At 40.3% G+C, this 14405-nt stretch carries 14 protein-coding genes; 7 read left to right on the forward strand and 7 right to left on the reverse strand.

Annotation, left to right across the window (positions count from 1 at the left end; translation table 11 throughout):
• The first annotated feature begins 229 nt into the window (after window positions 1–229).
• Genes A5867_RS03830 through A5867_RS03840 form a run of 3 tightly spaced genes read left to right on the forward strand, consistent with a single transcriptional unit; the run spans window position 230 to window position 2525 of the window.
• On the forward strand, window positions 230–1537 hold the full coding sequence (locus tag A5867_RS03830; RefSeq protein WP_016609725.1) for a DUF3440 domain-containing protein: 1308 nt from the start codon (window positions 230–232) through the stop codon (window positions 1535–1537).
• Window positions 1538–1573: 36 nt separating this feature from the next.
• Window positions 1574–2065, forward strand: a complete 492-nt coding sequence (locus A5867_RS03835; protein ID WP_087626906.1) for a hypothetical protein — start codon at window positions 1574–1576, stop codon at window positions 2063–2065.
• Window positions 1992–2525, forward strand: coding sequence for a ParB/RepB/Spo0J family partition protein (locus A5867_RS03840; protein WP_005227576.1), 534 nt, complete (start codon window positions 1992–1994; stop codon window positions 2523–2525). Before A5867_RS03835 ends, A5867_RS03840 begins: the two co-directional genes overlap by 74 nt.
• 63 nt (window positions 2526–2588) lie before the next feature.
• Here the strand turns inward: A5867_RS03840 and A5867_RS17885 are convergent, their stop codons facing one another.
• The 3 genes from A5867_RS17885 to A5867_RS03850 all read right to left on the reverse strand — a co-directional run bounded on the left by A5867_RS17885 (window position 2589) and on the right by A5867_RS03850 (window position 6071).
• Entirely contained in the window at window positions 2589–2741 is a 153-nt protein-coding gene (locus A5867_RS17885) for a hypothetical protein (protein WP_010748814.1), read from the reverse strand.
• A 490-nt stretch (window positions 2742–3231) separates the two neighbouring features.
• The gene (locus A5867_RS03845; RefSeq protein WP_087626907.1) at window positions 3232–4107 is read right to left on the reverse strand and encodes a LysR family transcriptional regulator; all 876 of its coding nucleotides are present in this window, start codon (window positions 4105–4107) and stop codon (window positions 3232–3234) included.
• A 458-nt stretch (window positions 4108–4565) separates the two neighbouring features.
• Window positions 4566–6071 carry a helix-turn-helix domain-containing protein gene (locus tag A5867_RS03850; RefSeq protein WP_087626908.1) on the reverse strand — a complete coding sequence of 502 codons (1506 nt, stop codon included), beginning with the start codon at window positions 6069–6071 and terminating at the stop codon, window positions 4566–4568.
• A 267-nt stretch (window positions 6072–6338) separates the two neighbouring features.
• Here A5867_RS03850 and A5867_RS03855 point away from each other — a divergent pair, with 267 nt between their 5' ends.
• Window positions 6339–6605 (forward strand): LPXTG cell wall anchor domain-containing protein, encoded by a 267-nt coding sequence (locus tag A5867_RS03855; protein WP_223597606.1) that lies wholly within the window; start codon window positions 6339–6341, stop codon window positions 6603–6605.
• A gap of 182 nt (window positions 6606–6787) precedes the next feature.
• Here A5867_RS03855 and A5867_RS03860 read toward each other — a convergent pair whose 3' ends face one another.
• On the reverse strand, window positions 6788–7363 hold the full coding sequence (locus A5867_RS03860) for a recombinase family protein (protein ID WP_087626909.1): 576 nt from the start codon (window positions 7361–7363) through the stop codon (window positions 6788–6790).
• A gap of 177 nt (window positions 7364–7540) precedes the next feature.
• Between A5867_RS03860 and A5867_RS03865 the strand changes: the two genes are divergently transcribed.
• Window positions 7541–9031 (forward strand): helix-turn-helix domain-containing protein, encoded by a 1491-nt coding sequence (locus tag A5867_RS03865; RefSeq protein WP_034868770.1) that lies wholly within the window; start codon window positions 7541–7543, stop codon window positions 9029–9031.
• A 196-nt stretch (window positions 9032–9227) separates the two neighbouring features.
• Here the strand turns inward: A5867_RS03865 and A5867_RS03870 are convergent, their stop codons facing one another.
• Window positions 9228–9431, reverse strand: a complete 204-nt coding sequence (locus A5867_RS03870; RefSeq protein WP_005227584.1) for a hypothetical protein — start codon at window positions 9429–9431, stop codon at window positions 9228–9230.
• Window positions 9432–9853: 422 nt separating this feature from the next.
• Entirely contained in the window at window positions 9854–11341 is a 1488-nt protein-coding gene (locus A5867_RS03875) for a helix-turn-helix domain-containing protein (RefSeq protein ID WP_005227596.1), read from the reverse strand.
• A gap of 478 nt (window positions 11342–11819) precedes the next feature.
• Here A5867_RS03875 and A5867_RS03880 point away from each other — a divergent pair, with 478 nt between their 5' ends.
• The gene (locus A5867_RS03880; protein ID WP_005227597.1) at window positions 11820–12215 is read left to right on the forward strand and encodes a hypothetical protein; all 396 of its coding nucleotides are present in this window, start codon (window positions 11820–11822) and stop codon (window positions 12213–12215) included.
• Window positions 12216–13201: 986 nt separating this feature from the next.
• Here the strand turns inward: A5867_RS03880 and A5867_RS17890 are convergent.
• A complete protein-coding gene (locus A5867_RS17890; protein WP_164890368.1) occupies window positions 13202–13519 on the reverse strand; it encodes a hypothetical protein in 318 nt (105 codons plus the stop codon).
• A gap of 505 nt (window positions 13520–14024) precedes the next feature.
• On the opposite strand from A5867_RS17890, the gene A5867_RS03900 reads away from it, so the two are divergent.
• Window positions 14025–14393, forward strand: a complete 369-nt coding sequence (locus A5867_RS03900) for an LPXTG cell wall anchor domain-containing protein (RefSeq protein WP_087626910.1) — start codon at window positions 14025–14027, stop codon at window positions 14391–14393.
• Window positions 14394–14405 lie beyond the last annotated feature (12 nt).

Below are 14405 nucleotides of genomic sequence, written 5' to 3' on the forward strand. Positions count from 1 at the left end.
ATGTATCAGTAGCAAGCATCGATTATAACGTTGAAAAAATTGATATCTCTGCTTTTTTAGCCTGTAGTTGACTCATTATCCGATACTGAGCGTGCCTATTTCAATATGTCGCTGTATGAAATAACAGGGAAATCTCCCTTAAGTCCTTGTAAGAAGCCAAGTGAAACTTTATACTAGAATGTAATACTTATTCAAAAAAAGGACAAATAAAATGAGGACATGAGCTTTTATGAAGAAATATTGTAAGGAAAATGTGCTAGAAGCGGCGATGACGCGTCTGGAATATATTTTTGATACGTTTCCCCATGTGTATTTCTCTTTCAGTGGTGGAAAAGATAGCGGGGCCATGATCCAATTGGCAGACCAAGTCGCACAGAAAAAAAAGAAAACCTTTGATCTGCTGATTTTAGATATCGAGGCAAATTATGATGCTACGAGAACGTTCATGGAAAAAATCAAAGCGTTACCAAGTATCAATCAAACCTTCCACTTCTGTTTGCCCTTTTACGAGGACAACAATACCAGCGTCTTTCAGCCACAATGGCTGATGTGGGATGAACAAGAACGTGAGAAGTGGGTACAGCCGATGCCAAAAGATGCGATTTCACTTGCTGATTTGGATGAATCATTGATGGAAATCTATCAGAGTGCAAATATGAACCCTGATAAGTTCTTACGAAACTTTGCTCATTGGTACGCAAGCTATCATCAGTTTGAGCCTGTTGCTTGTGGTGTGGGGATACGAACCCAGGAAAGTCTGTATCGGTATCGATCGATCACATCGCCAAAGTATAACTTTCGGAAGCAATGCTGGATCAAACGGCAAGTAGCAGATTCAATGGTCGTTAATTTTTACCCCATCTATGATTGGAAGACCGAAGATGTGTGGGGAGCCTATGCCCATTTTGACTGGCCGATCAATGGCTTTTATGAAAAGTTGTATGATCATGGCGTTCCGATCCATCAAATGCGGATCTGTCAGCCTTACGGTATGCAGCAACGAAAAGGCTTGTACCAATATGCTTTGGTGGAACCGGAAACGTGGGAACGCGTCGTAAATCGTGTGTCAGGAGCCAATTTTGGTCGCTTGTATGCCCAGACAGGATTGCTGGCGCATTACAATACGAGAAAGCCCAGTCATATGACTTGGCAAGAGTATGCGGTCTTTTTACTGGAATCAATTGGACTTTATTCAAAGAAATTACAGGATCATTATTACCGCAAAATCACGATTTTGATTGATCATTATCGAGAAAAGCACGGGATCGAAGTGGAAGATATACCCGATGTGACCAAACGTAAGGACTGGCTGAAAAACGAAGTACTCTGGCATGACTGGAAAGGGATCGCTCGTGCGTTAGAAAAAAATGATTTTTCTTTGAGTACGCGACAATATAGTTTGACGAAAAAAGATGAGTCTGAATTGTATGAGTTGGCGGTCGATTTTGGCGCGGCTTTGGGGATTGAGCATTTACCCAAGTATCAGTTAAAAAAATTGAATGCCAAATACGAGTATTTAACGAAAAAAATCACCTAACGATGGACGAGTGCGTCCTTAGAGAGGAAGGGTTTTGTGAACGAACGATTGGTTTTATTTTTTCCACCGTATAAGAAAAGCCAATTCTATCAATTGATGGGGGCTTTTTTTGCGGAACGGGTGTATCAGCAGCAATTTCCGTACTTAGTCAATGATGAGAACTGCTACTGGTACGTGATTCTTGATGACGAAAAACGGGTGACTGCTTTTTCTTATTATGAAAAAGGCGCCAACAAAGTGGAGCTAGGGGAATTTTATGAAAAAGATCCAGCCGCTCAATTTAAAAAGTTTCTTTTACGGAAAATGTTGGTGGATATCAGCCGCAACTACCCAGAAGCAGAGATTCTCGCTTCTAGTAACCAGCCTAGTGAAATTGCCCTTTTGGAATCAAAAGGGTTTGCGGTCTATCGCCAAACAAAAAATTATTCATTTCTAAAAAGGAGTGTAGTCCCTCATGAGCGATATCGATTTTCCAGTGTTAGCGGCAAAGCTGATCCCAGTCAGCAAGATTCACGCGAATACGTATAATCCCAACACCGTGGCTGCTCCAGAAATGGATTTACTGGAACTGTCGATTCGAGAAGATGGCTTTACGCAGCCATTGGTTTGTTACCACGATAAGGAGCAAGACAAGTATATTTTGATCGATGGGTTTCATCGGTACATCGTAGCAAAAGACCGCTTGGAATTGCCAAGTGTTCCGGTCACGGTGATCGATAAGCCTTTTGAGAATCGCATCGCTTCAACGATTCGCCACAATCGAGCACGTGGTACCCATGGCATCGAGAAGATGGGAAATATCGTGCAGCAGTTGGTGGCTAACGAGTGGTCGGATGAACGAATTGCCAAGGAATTGGGGATGGACCGCGAAGAGGTCTTTCGCTTTAAGCAGCGTTCAGGTTTAAAAAGTGCCTTTTCTAACCATGAATTCAGCAAATCTTGGATTGAGTTTGAAAAAAGATACTACAAAGGCAAAAAAGAGACCTGAGAGGTTGAAAAAACCATTGAAAAAACTATCTAAAAAAGCTATCTATTAGAAGATAGCGATTCGTTAATAATTCTTTTTAAATTTTGAATAGGTGTTTTTTACAACGATAACGATCAAATTGACCACCATCGACAAGCAAAGCGTCCCTAAGAGAATAGCTAGGATCACACCTAATGCGTCTCTTAAAAAGCTGAAGATCGCTTCAATGATAAACATGGTTTTTCCTCCTTTTCTCATCGTCTATTTTTTCTGACAATTGCAAAAACAGCTTCCTTGAGCAATAACTACCCAAAGACTTTGCCCTGCGGGGTACAAGCCTCAGTTTCTTGAGAACTCGTCGCTTCAAAATTGAGTATACTTTGTAAATGATGAAAAAACGTTTCTATTTTTTACAATCGGAGAAAAAATCGGAAATGTTAAGAATAACGACATCTTTTCTGATTTTTCTTCGGTTTACATGAATAATCGTATCAGGTTGCATAAAAAAAGTAAAATGATAACAAAAAATCGAATCGAGAGAAAAGATACCATCTCATAACTTTATAACCGTAAGCGAATTCAAAAACCCTGCTGCACCAAGTCTTTAATACGTAAAGACTTGGTGCAGCTCTTTTGTTTCCCGCAGTGACGAAGTTTACAAAATGACTGACATTATTTTTCTGGAAAAAGCATCATTGCATAAAAATCAATGCGGATTAAAACCGTTTTATAACAAAGATAGTAAGCGCATTTTTAGCTCGACGACAAAATTTTTTGTGATGCTGGGAGAAAGCATCAGTGGATGTTTTGACAATAAGCCGATCGACATGTGGGGATCAGGCAAAGGAAGCGAGATGATTTTTACTCGAGCATGAGTTTGCTCAATGATGGAACGAGGGATCAGACTGCAGTATCCAGTTCGTTCGATCAAGTAAGGAATCGTACTGATATTGCTGACAGACTCCCAATGGATCGAAGGAACCTGATTGTCAAGATAGCTTTCAATTTTTGTGCGAGCTGGACAGTCAGACTTGGAACGATAGAGATGGCTCCCTTCAAGGTCGGCTAGCTCATTGATGATTAATGGGTTTGAGAGTGAGGTAATGCAGCAAAGCTCTTCTTGAAACAATTCCTCGTAAGCAAAATGTTTCTCGTGAGGAAGTGAGCATAAGGCGAAATCAATTCGGTTTTCATTTAGTGCATTGGCTAATTCCAGTGTTGATCCCACGACGATCTCGAAGTTTATTTTTGGATAGTGCTGCGAAAAATCGTGAAGCAGTGCAGGCAAAACCAAAATGTCATAGGGTTGAAGGATGCCCATCCGCAACGAATACTCGACCGTATGGGAAGCATTGATCAACTGTTCTTTGACCCGCTCCCAGTGGGCAATCAGTTCGGGTACTTCCTGTTTCAACAATTCGCCTTCCAAGGTCAATACATTGCTTTTTCCTTCCAAAAATAACGCTACTTCTAATTCGTCTTCTAACTTTTTGATATGGTTCGTAACGGTCGACTGGGCATAGTTTAGTTTGGCGGCAGCTCTAGTAAACGTACCTTCCTCGACGATTGTTTTGAAGGATTGCAGCTCCTTGATAAAATCCACGTTTGTTCCCCTCTCTTTTTACCTATTATACAAAAAAGGAGCGGGGAGAAAATTTCTTTTTTTTCTAGTAAATAAAAAAAATAGATACAAATGTTATTTAAAGTATGCAGTCTGTTTTGACCGTATGTTTCTTTGTTTTTAAAATAACGCTTCTCACAGTTGGGGCTAAGAGTAGCCGCTAAAATTTCATTCATTAAAAAATCCACGAAGCAGGCCAACTTTTCAGGGATTACGAACAGCACACGAAAACAAGACAGTGGCTTTCTCCGCTGCGCTTGAATGGAAAAGCGTTTATTAGGAGAAGAATCTTGCGAAAAAGATCTGATTTTTTTCTGATGTGAAAAAAATAGACACGCTAAGAGAAATGAAAAATGGATACTTAGGAAAGGGCAAAATAGCGAATCATGCAATGAAAAACTGACGGCGCTTCCTTCAAGAAGGCCGCCAGTTTCCTTAGCTCAACGAATCGGTGTGATTCTTGGCTGAATCAGCTGTTCAATCGTTTTGTGGATGATCGTCCAATCCGAAAGGGTGGGGACATTGGAAATGCGCAGTTGCTGAAATTTGGTGTTGCTTTTCAGATGTAAGTCAAAATTGCTGACGATCAAATCTATTTCCCGATGGATCAATTCTTGTTCATCAGGAGCCACTTCAAAAAAGTAACTGATTTCTGTATGGTCGTTTTTAAATAATTCCGTTGATGCGGCTAAGAAAGCATCTAATCCAGCACCGCCTTGAAAAGCAAAGGCTACTTTGAGGTGTTTTTTCAGCTGGGGATTAGGCGCTAACTCGCTTAACAAAGTCAATGTGACTGCGATATGTTCCAAGTGTGTAAAGGAAAAGAAGCGGCTTTGATCGTTGAAAGGTTTCAACCACTCATTCCAAGAAAGGTAATCCGTCTTGAATGTCGTTTCAACAAAGGCTTTGATCTGCGGATCAGCAAACTCATAATTGGCAGAAATCATCGTCAGCAGGCGAAGATTTACGAGATAAGCGATGATCTTGTGGGCAGCTGCAGGTGGAATAGCGACGCCAGATTTCTCTAAAAAGGCAGCCGCTTCTGCAATAATTTCTGGTCTTTCTGTATGGTGAAAAATGTAATCCGCATCGCTTTCGCCGTTGATGTCCATCGTACTATAGGAAAGACAGTGGAGCGCATTGACAAAGATCCAAAGCAGCTCTTGTTGCGGCAAGTGGATGATTCGGTATTTTTTCAAGTAATATTCGTTTAATATTTCTGAGAAAATAGCGAAGCGTTCTTTCTCCAATAGATTGCGTTCTAAAGACGGCGGCAAGGTCAAAAAGTAAGAATAGCGCCACCTACGCTTGGCGATACTTAGCCACAGAGCAAGTCGGTAATGGCTGTAATGCAAATCTTTCGTGTTGGCTTCCTTGGCTTTTTGGACCAGCAGGCGGGCATCCGCTGGACTATCCTTATCTAAAATCGTGCTATCGCCATAAGCAGAAAAAAAGACGAACAGACAAAATCGGATGTCCGCTTCGGTACCAATAAAGTCAAGATGATTCGTGGCAATAGTTACAGAATAGGTTTGCAACGACTTGTTCATGTAGCTGATCGTCCGTAAAAGATGACTGCGAGAATAACCGAATTCAATCGTTGCTCGGTGAATAGAGTATTTTTTATTATCAATAATACTCGTCATGATTTTAAACTCCAGCGTTTCCATCCCCAGGTATTGGATGGCAGAATTGATGGAAGCGTTCGGCGCATAAGCGATCGAGACGATGTTCGTTTCTGAGAGTGTGATCTTGACCAGTTCTTTTGGCAAACTGTCACTTAAAATACTCAGCTCTTTGGTAACTGTAGGCAAAGATAGCCCTAGTAAGGTCGCTAATTCTTGTGGATGATACCCTGTCGGTGCAGCATTTAGCACTTGCAAGATTTTTACTTGTCGAGAAAATGCTTTGTCCCGATGCAAGTTGATAGATAAATTTTCTAACATTGAAGTCACCACCTATCCATTGAAATTACGCTCGTTTTAAGTAAATTATATAATACTCTGCGCCAATCAAGAAGTCTTATCCCTTGAAAATTGGCGGATTTCATGTTAATAGTGCGCCGCATGTTTCATCGAGTGTGAAGCAGTCATTGAAAACAGCTTTTTTAGAAAAAACAACCTTGCCAGTTGCAGACCTAAAACGCTTGGATAGATTGGTCCAAAGATAAGTGTGAATAACGTTGGGGAAAAGAAAAAGGAGAAAAAATGATAATGAAGAAACGCGTAGTTATAAGTAAGAGCGCTTTAGTAGGGATGCTGATTTTAGGGACAACCTTTCCAAGCACATGGCCGATCGCTCAGGCAACAGATACACAGCAAACAAAGCAGCAAACACCATCCATAGACTCATCGGTTCCCTTGCTGGCAGATTCAACAGGAAACATGAACACAGGAGAAACAAGCAGTGTCTTGCTAAGTGTGACAGGTATCTTATTCTTAATCGGCGGACTGGTGTTCTTGTACCGTAAGAAATCATAGAGAAAACAACAATAGGATCAACAGAAGAGCCAGAAGAATAAAACATACAGGACGAACAAGCTGGATGAATTGCTTTAAGAGAACAAATATCGATCTTTAAGCAATCACAAACATCAGCAATGTTCGTCCTGTTTTTTATATAGTGAGCAGCCGAAAGTACTAAGTTCAGCCAGCACGTGTATTTATGAAATGACATCATCCTTCTCCAGACTAAGATAGCGATAAAAAGTCGAGCGCTTTAAGCCTGTTTGGGCACAGATATCCACAACGGCTTTTCCTTCCTTTTGATAAAGGTGCAATGCGTGTTGGATCAGTGTGGGATCGATTCGTGGACGCCCGCCAATATTTCCTCTAGCACGTGCGGATTCTAAGCCTTCTTTGGTCCGTTCAACGATGATGTCTCGTTCGAATTGGCTGAAGGCTTGGAAAACAGTCATCATTAATTTTCCTTGAGGGGTTTGTGTATCAAAATTTTCTTTGATACTGATGACTTTTACGCCTTTCTTTTCAAAAAAGTAGACGAGATCAATCAAGTCTTTGGTACTTCTTCCTAGCCGCGAGAAACTTTCAATAATGATTTTATCGTTTTCTTTCACTCGTTTTTTTAGTTTATTTAATTCAGGACGATTTGCGCGTACACCACTGATCTTTTCAGTATAAATTTTGTTGCATTCATACCGGTCAAGTAAATCCAATTGACGAGAGAGATCCTGTTGTCTTGTGGATACACGGGCGTATCCATAAACCATATTTGTCATACAAATTCCTCCAGTTGCACAAAAGAGTCTACATAGAGAATACCTTGTTTGTTCACTTAAGTACATATTCTAACACCAACTTAAGTAAATTTGGGAAATAGCAAGGTTTTTTTATAGACGCAAATATTGTACTATAGAAAAGAAACCAGTCGGTGAAGGAGAAACACGGAGGGCAAAATGAGAGAATTGCAGTTAAATTTTATGCTAAACAAAACGACCGTTCGATGGCTTCAAATGTTAAATACCTTTGAGCGAGAACGGACTTGTTCCATCGCAAGTTTAGCCAACAAGCTTGATGTGACCCAAAGGACGATCAGCTCTGACATCAAGGAATTGAAAACCTATCTGCAGGAGGCAGCGGAATTTACTCTTGAAGCCAATGGCTATCATTTTAGGGAAACTGATCCGAAAAGATACTTGTCTCAAAAAAAGGAGCTTGTTGCAGAAGAAGGCATGTATCAAATCGTGGAAGCCATTTTCCACGGGGAATTCTGTTCGGTTGAAGAGTGGGCGCAGCGCTTGTATGTATCAGAAAGTACGATGCGTCGCTATTTGAATACCGCTTCTGCGACGTTACGAAAGTATCATTTGGAGTGGATCTTGCAACCGGTCAATTTGAGTGGATCAGAAGCCAATATTCGCAAGTTTTTTAAAGATTTTTATTACGAATCAGATGTCACGCCGCATACGCTATTGCCCCCCAAAGAACTGATTGCGTTAGTCAGTGATGCCTTCTCAAAAATTCCCACAGCGCTGGTGAATACAGGCGTTTCTCCGAGTGATTTTTATTATAGTTTGTATATTGCGATCAAGCGCTATCAACTGGGAAAGACCGTTCAGATTCCTCGATCGTTGGCAGCAATCGTCGAAACGCATGAGGCATTTGCGATAATGAAGAACTTAGCGCCTAAAATCGAAGCGTTATACCGAGTAAGACTACCGCAACAAGAAATGATGTGGCTTTATTTAGTGACCGTGATGAAACGGACTTTGACCGAGCCTGAAAAAGAGCAGCAATTCGTTGCAGCGTTTGGGCTGTATCCTGAACTCGAAGAACTGAGTCAGCGCTTCGTGCAAGAATGGGGCATTTCCTTTCAAGAGCCTCAACAGGTTCAGACGATGATCCACGCCTTTTTCCTGTCAAAGAAAATCAATGAGCAGCTGGCGCCCGTTTTAAATCACTTGCTAACAGAAGTAAAAAATGAAGCGCAAAAGCATGGTTCTGCTGCTTATCAAAAAAATCTGGCATTTATGAAGCAGCACCAAGCGATTCTAGGAATCAAACAGGAGTATCTGTCAGATATTTGTGCCGCACTGACCCTTTATAGTGAAGCAATTAGGGAGCTTTATGCACAAAAAGTCAAACGGATTGCGTTGATAATAGAAGGTGATCTCTATGCCTGTCACACGATCCGTGCGCGCTTTTTGCGTTATGTCGGCAATGATCATCGGGTATTCTTTCCAAAAATCAATGAATTGACGAGCGATTATTTGAAGGAAAACGCCATTGATCTTGTGGTCACGAATTATAGTGAATATTTATCAGAGTTCATCTTATCGACTGATTCTCTTTTACTCAAAGCAATCCCCGATCATCAAGATTGGCTAAGAGTGATTGAAAAAATCGATCCTCAGTTAGGGCAAGCGTTAAGCGTTCCCACAACCTGATACACGTGTTGCAAAACAGCATGACGAGGACATAGGTGGATAGATCAAAGAGAAAAGCCGCAACCGTTACGATCGACGGGTGCGGCTTATATTCGTTTGTCTAATAAAAAAAGGAGTTATCTGAAAATATGCCCACTGTTCCTGAATACCAAAAGATTGGGTTGTTTTGGTGAAAGAACAGCCTACGCGAAAATAATTAGTTGGCATTTACTAGTTTATCAAAAATCGCTTCAAAGGTTTCGAACGTATCACTATCTAACTGACAAAGCCATAAAAGGTAGCTTTTTTCTTTGAATGTCCATTCGATTGAAGGGTAAGAGGCAATCAAGGCATGGTATTTCTCTCGTTGTTCACTGGTAGCTAATAACCACCGCTTCTCAAAAATCTTTTTCTCTTCCATTTTTTATCTATCCCCCATAAAGAAACGTTGCCTGAAACTTCACTAACGGGCAACGTAAATCTAATGATACGCAGATCTATATTCAGTATACCAAAGAAAAATGAATTTTTTTAGAAGGTGTGTAAAATTACAACGAATTTCTTTTATTTTGCTTTTTTTCGGACATTTTTATAGAAATCGAATTGGCAGAAGAAGAGATCGTCAAGATGATCAAAAAGGACAAAAATGTCTATTACCGACAAATGGCAGGGATCGGCACGAACCAGAAAGCCCCCCATGGGTTGATCTACCTCAGCGAGAAATGAACACTCTGATTGGCTTGATCGATCAGAGTTTCAACCACTCGTTATGTAGGAGTTGTTCTTATAAAATAACGAGTTGCAGCTGCAACGATCCTACAAGATAGTGCCTGAGAAAATGTCCTATGCGTTGTTCAAAACCACCAGACGCAAGATTCGTGGATTGATTTGGTTAAGTAATCGATTCCAATCCGTGGCATCTGGAAAAGATTTTAGCAGGATACACTCGACTTCAAGCAAATATTCCATCGTATATTCCGAATAGTTGGTTACTAGCAGATCAATTTGCTTTTCCTTTAAATAGGCTGGGGAGAGTTCGCTGGCATCAGGATAATACAACGTGTGGAAGCGTCCTAGATATTTCCGTACGATACTTTCGGCATATTCGCAGACATATTCATTTCCTTCAAAAATCACAGCGATCGTCCGTTGTGTCCCCCAATTTTCTTCTTTGATCGCTTCCATGTGAATCGTTAGACTGGCACAAAAGTCTTCGAGATAAGAAGGCGAATAGAGCTTTTTGACTAGCTTATGCTTTGCCAAAAATGCATAGTTTCTCTTATATTCGTGGGAAAACTTGTCTTTGACGAATTGGGTAAGATCGTCAATATTGACATTCATGATGGGAGAGAGCATGTCGCGTATTTTCACGATCGTAAAAAACGACTCTAACCAGTGTAAGTCTTTTTGTTCATCGTAGGAATTGCCGCGATTAATGGCATAGAAATCTTTTGCCACTTGTTTGATCTCAGGCCAGCGATTGTAGGATTGGCAAAATTCTTCGATCGAAGGATGATTGATTTTTCGGCGACAGATGAGGCAAAGAAGCAAATAAATGATTTCATCTTCAGGTAGGCGATAATGAAAATAAGAATAAAGGATCTCCGTCAACGTCTCTGGAGAAATCAATGAATCGTAAGCATAAAAAATCTCCTTCAGCTCAGGAGAAAGTTCGACCTGCAACCCTTTCTTGCTGCGTTCCAGCGTAATGTAGAGAATATAGGAAAAGTAAGAAAAGGTAGAAGCTGGCTGTTTTTTTGAATGCAAAAGATTCGTGATCTCAATCACGGCATCTTGGACATCCAATGACGGGAAGATCGTATTGACATTGATATCGGACTCATAATAAAACAGACAAAAAAAGCGGCGAATATCGATCTCGGAACCCACCAGTGTGACAGGATTCGTTGATAGGCGAAGGTTGAAGGGCTTTAATAAGCCATTCATTTTTTTTAAGTAGCCAAGCAATGCTTGTTCAGAAAGATTAAGGGTCAGGCTCCAATCCAGCACCGATTGTAATTCATCGAAAAAAATACTTTCGAGAATCATAAAAAAAGGTTCATCTTTGACTAAATTTTGTTTTTGTTTGATATATGCCTCGGGATCCAGTTCTTCAAATAAATAACCAAACTTCGAGGAGTAGATTTCGATTGCATCATTGAAATGTTCACGAATCATAGCAATGTCCGCAATGATCGTGCGAGTACTGCTTTTTGTTACTTCTGATAAATCGCCCAATGTTGAAGACGGATTCTTCTCAAATTCATTTAATAATTGCAATCGTCGAATTAAAGAACGATTTTTGATAAATTTTAACTGAAAATTTTTCATAGATGCCCCCGTTGAATTTTAAAAAGAATTAATCATATTATAAACAATTGCTTAAAATACTTCAATTTTTATGTTTATTTTTAATTTATTTGACTAAATACAAAGTTTTTATTATTCTAATGGATGTAAACGTTTGAAACTATTTTGAACAATGTAGGTTTTTTCACCGACAGGTGAAAATTGCTATTTTTTTTTAAAGAGATTTGACGCTATAGTGAGACCATAGTCCGATGCTTAGGAGTATTTGTTTTTTCTCAAGAGGAAACCTGTGAATTGTTGGTTGGATCAAAAGAGAGAAGATGGAAAATAAATGGAACTAGCAAGTGCGTGAATGTGCCATCAATACCTAGAAATGCAGTGTCGTTGAAGGCTGTCCACGAATGAGATAGAAGGAAAAGAGATTGGTTGAAGAAAATTTACGGTTACTAGAAGAGGGAAACTGGGAACGATCGTACAGATAGATTACGAGGAGGCTAATATGCTGGCAGAAAAGATAGCGGGAGCAGAAGAATATTTGGCGCATTTTCAAACAGAGCTAGAAAAACAAGGGGTGTTACGCTTTTTTCCAAAACTAAATGCCTTTTATCATCGGTTAGCAAAAGAGTTTTTAACGATTTTTCATAGCAAGGAAGAAAACCTGTTTGTTCAATGGGGCAACTTATTGGCGATTGATGCACAATTGCAAATATTGATGGAAATCAGCAACAATCGCAAAGAAGGATTGCTAGATGACCTTGGGATGAGTGAGGAAGAAGTCATTGAAATGATTGAAAATGACCATAAGTATTTTTATCGTGAAATCACGGGGGCAAAGCTAACGCAAAAACCTAAAATGGGCTTGATTTATTTGAGCGAACATTTAGCAGAGTCCTGAACATTCATTCTTGGTGCGCCGAGTTGTGTCTGAGAATTGGGAAAAAAGCTTGCGATAAATGGAAAACGATGACGAGCAATAGACTATTGGGGAAGTTTTATAGATAGAGCGTTTTTGGGATAGAAATGAAGAGTAGTAGTGGGGCGAAAAGGACGATTTTCAGGTGGTAAGGACCCTTGAGAATAACCAAGAGCAAAAGGGCTACTCAAACAACGCAGTGGGGAAGGCAATTGGTTGGTCTTCCTTGCTTGAGTAAGAGCTTTTTTAGAAACGTTAGACTGACTGGTCAGGATCGTGGCAATGACGAACGCTGGTTGACCTTTTCGGCGAAACGAGTTACCTTGTAAGACAAGTCACAAAGAATACAAAAAGCGTATGAAGGTAGGACATCAATGGAATGAAACTTTTTATCATTTTTGCCTGTTTATCGGTAGGCATATCGGTGGCACAATATGGCGTATATTATTTCTTTCCCAGCATATCTGTGATCCTTCGCAGCTGGTTTCAATTGGGACAAGTCATTCTTTTGCTAGGCTATTTCTTTCTGCTGGTTATGTATTTTTGGGTGCAGCGCGACAGAACAAGGAAAGAGAAGCAATCTTTAGGAGAATGATCAATAGGTAAAGCACAAGGATCTGCAAAGAAGCGTTTCTTTTAAGTAGGAAGAAATAGCTTATTTGTAAAAAAAAGTATACATAAATGAAACGACCCAGACGATCCTTTTCGTAGGGGCTTACTTAACATAAGAGAATTGGCAGCAGATGTTTGCTTCTTTTGGTGAAAACCTAGGAGTGATCGTCTGCTGCTTTTTTGGTGCAATTGAACAGCCAATAATATATGTTTTCGGACGTGTGGAAGGGAACTGTAGAACAAGAAATTGAGAAATTCTTAAGGGGAAGGTTAGAAGAATCGATTCGTTCTGTAAATAATAACCAAAAATGGATGACTGAAGAATTATTTGTAAGAGAGTCAACAAAATGATTCATTTAGGAATTGTTTATTTGGCAAAGCGGCATTTCTAAGGAGTAATGAGGGATGTTAGATAGAGAGGATAAAGCAATGGACAGGTAACGCCAAATTTTTAGAGCCGCAATAGCCATCGGAGTACTCTTTGTTTTGACAGCATCACCTGTATTGAGAACAACGGATTGCTCAGTAAAGGGCTGGATAAGTGAAAGTGTACGGTAAAAGTGGCGAGCTGAAAGAAGAACCATAGCTGCTGCTCCGTTAATCGTCGAGGAACCACCCAACCATTTTCCGCAGAAAAATACCCAACCGAGCGGAAGGCTACCACTGATAGACATGCTCCTTGTTCTTATCAGTTTAGTGATTCTAAGAAAAACGACATAAAAGAAAGAATACCCGACAAATGTAGCTTGGGGAATCAAATGAAAAGAGAGGAACGTTCTTAATAAGGATGACACTCCTTTTTTGACGTTATTTTATTGTACTTTTATACAAGGAAGAACTGCGGTGCTTTGGAGAGTGATAAATGTTTTTTCTATGATAACAAGCGTTTTGACATATGTTAAGGATTGCTCACTTTAGTCAGATTCTCTGGTGAACAATTTATTTAAAACGGGGGTTTGTTTTTTTATCTAGGCATCGATTTCATCAGCCAGTGAATTTATTGATTTTTCCCGCATCACAAAGATAGCTATAATGAAGTATATCGAGGGTAAAAACCAGCGTTTTTGAAAGCCAACTGAAACAAAGACCGATCGACTTTGTTCAAGGTTACCGTTTAAGTGAGGGTGTCTAAAAAATGGTGGTTTTTAGGCTTGATGATGTCAAAAAGGGGGAGGGAGAATGAAAAGAGCGAGGGGAAATGTTTGGGTTCACCTGATAGTCTTCGCTGCTTTTTTTCAAGTGATCAGTGCTTCGACGATTTTGGTTTCGGCACAAGAGCAGCGTTCCGTCGATACAGAAGGCTCAGTGCAGTTCACGGGTGTCTATGAACCAGACAAACCAGAACCTTCACCACCGAGCGGACCGTCACAGCCTGGCGACGATGGGGGACGTTTGCCCCAGACGAATACCCGGAAAAGTTCCAGTGCCACGGCACTCGGATCCTTGCTGCTATTGATCGCTGGCTATGCAACAGTGAAGAAGACACGCAGGTACCAAAAAGAACAAGCAACCTCACGAACACCAGAAAAATTGAGCAAGAGAGAATAAGGGAATGATCTT

Origin of the sequence: Enterococcus sp. 6D12_DIV0197 (assembly GCF_002174385.1) — a bacterium.
In the GTDB taxonomy this organism is placed as follows: domain Bacteria; phylum Bacillota; class Bacilli; order Lactobacillales; family Enterococcaceae; genus Enterococcus_D; species Enterococcus_D casseliflavus.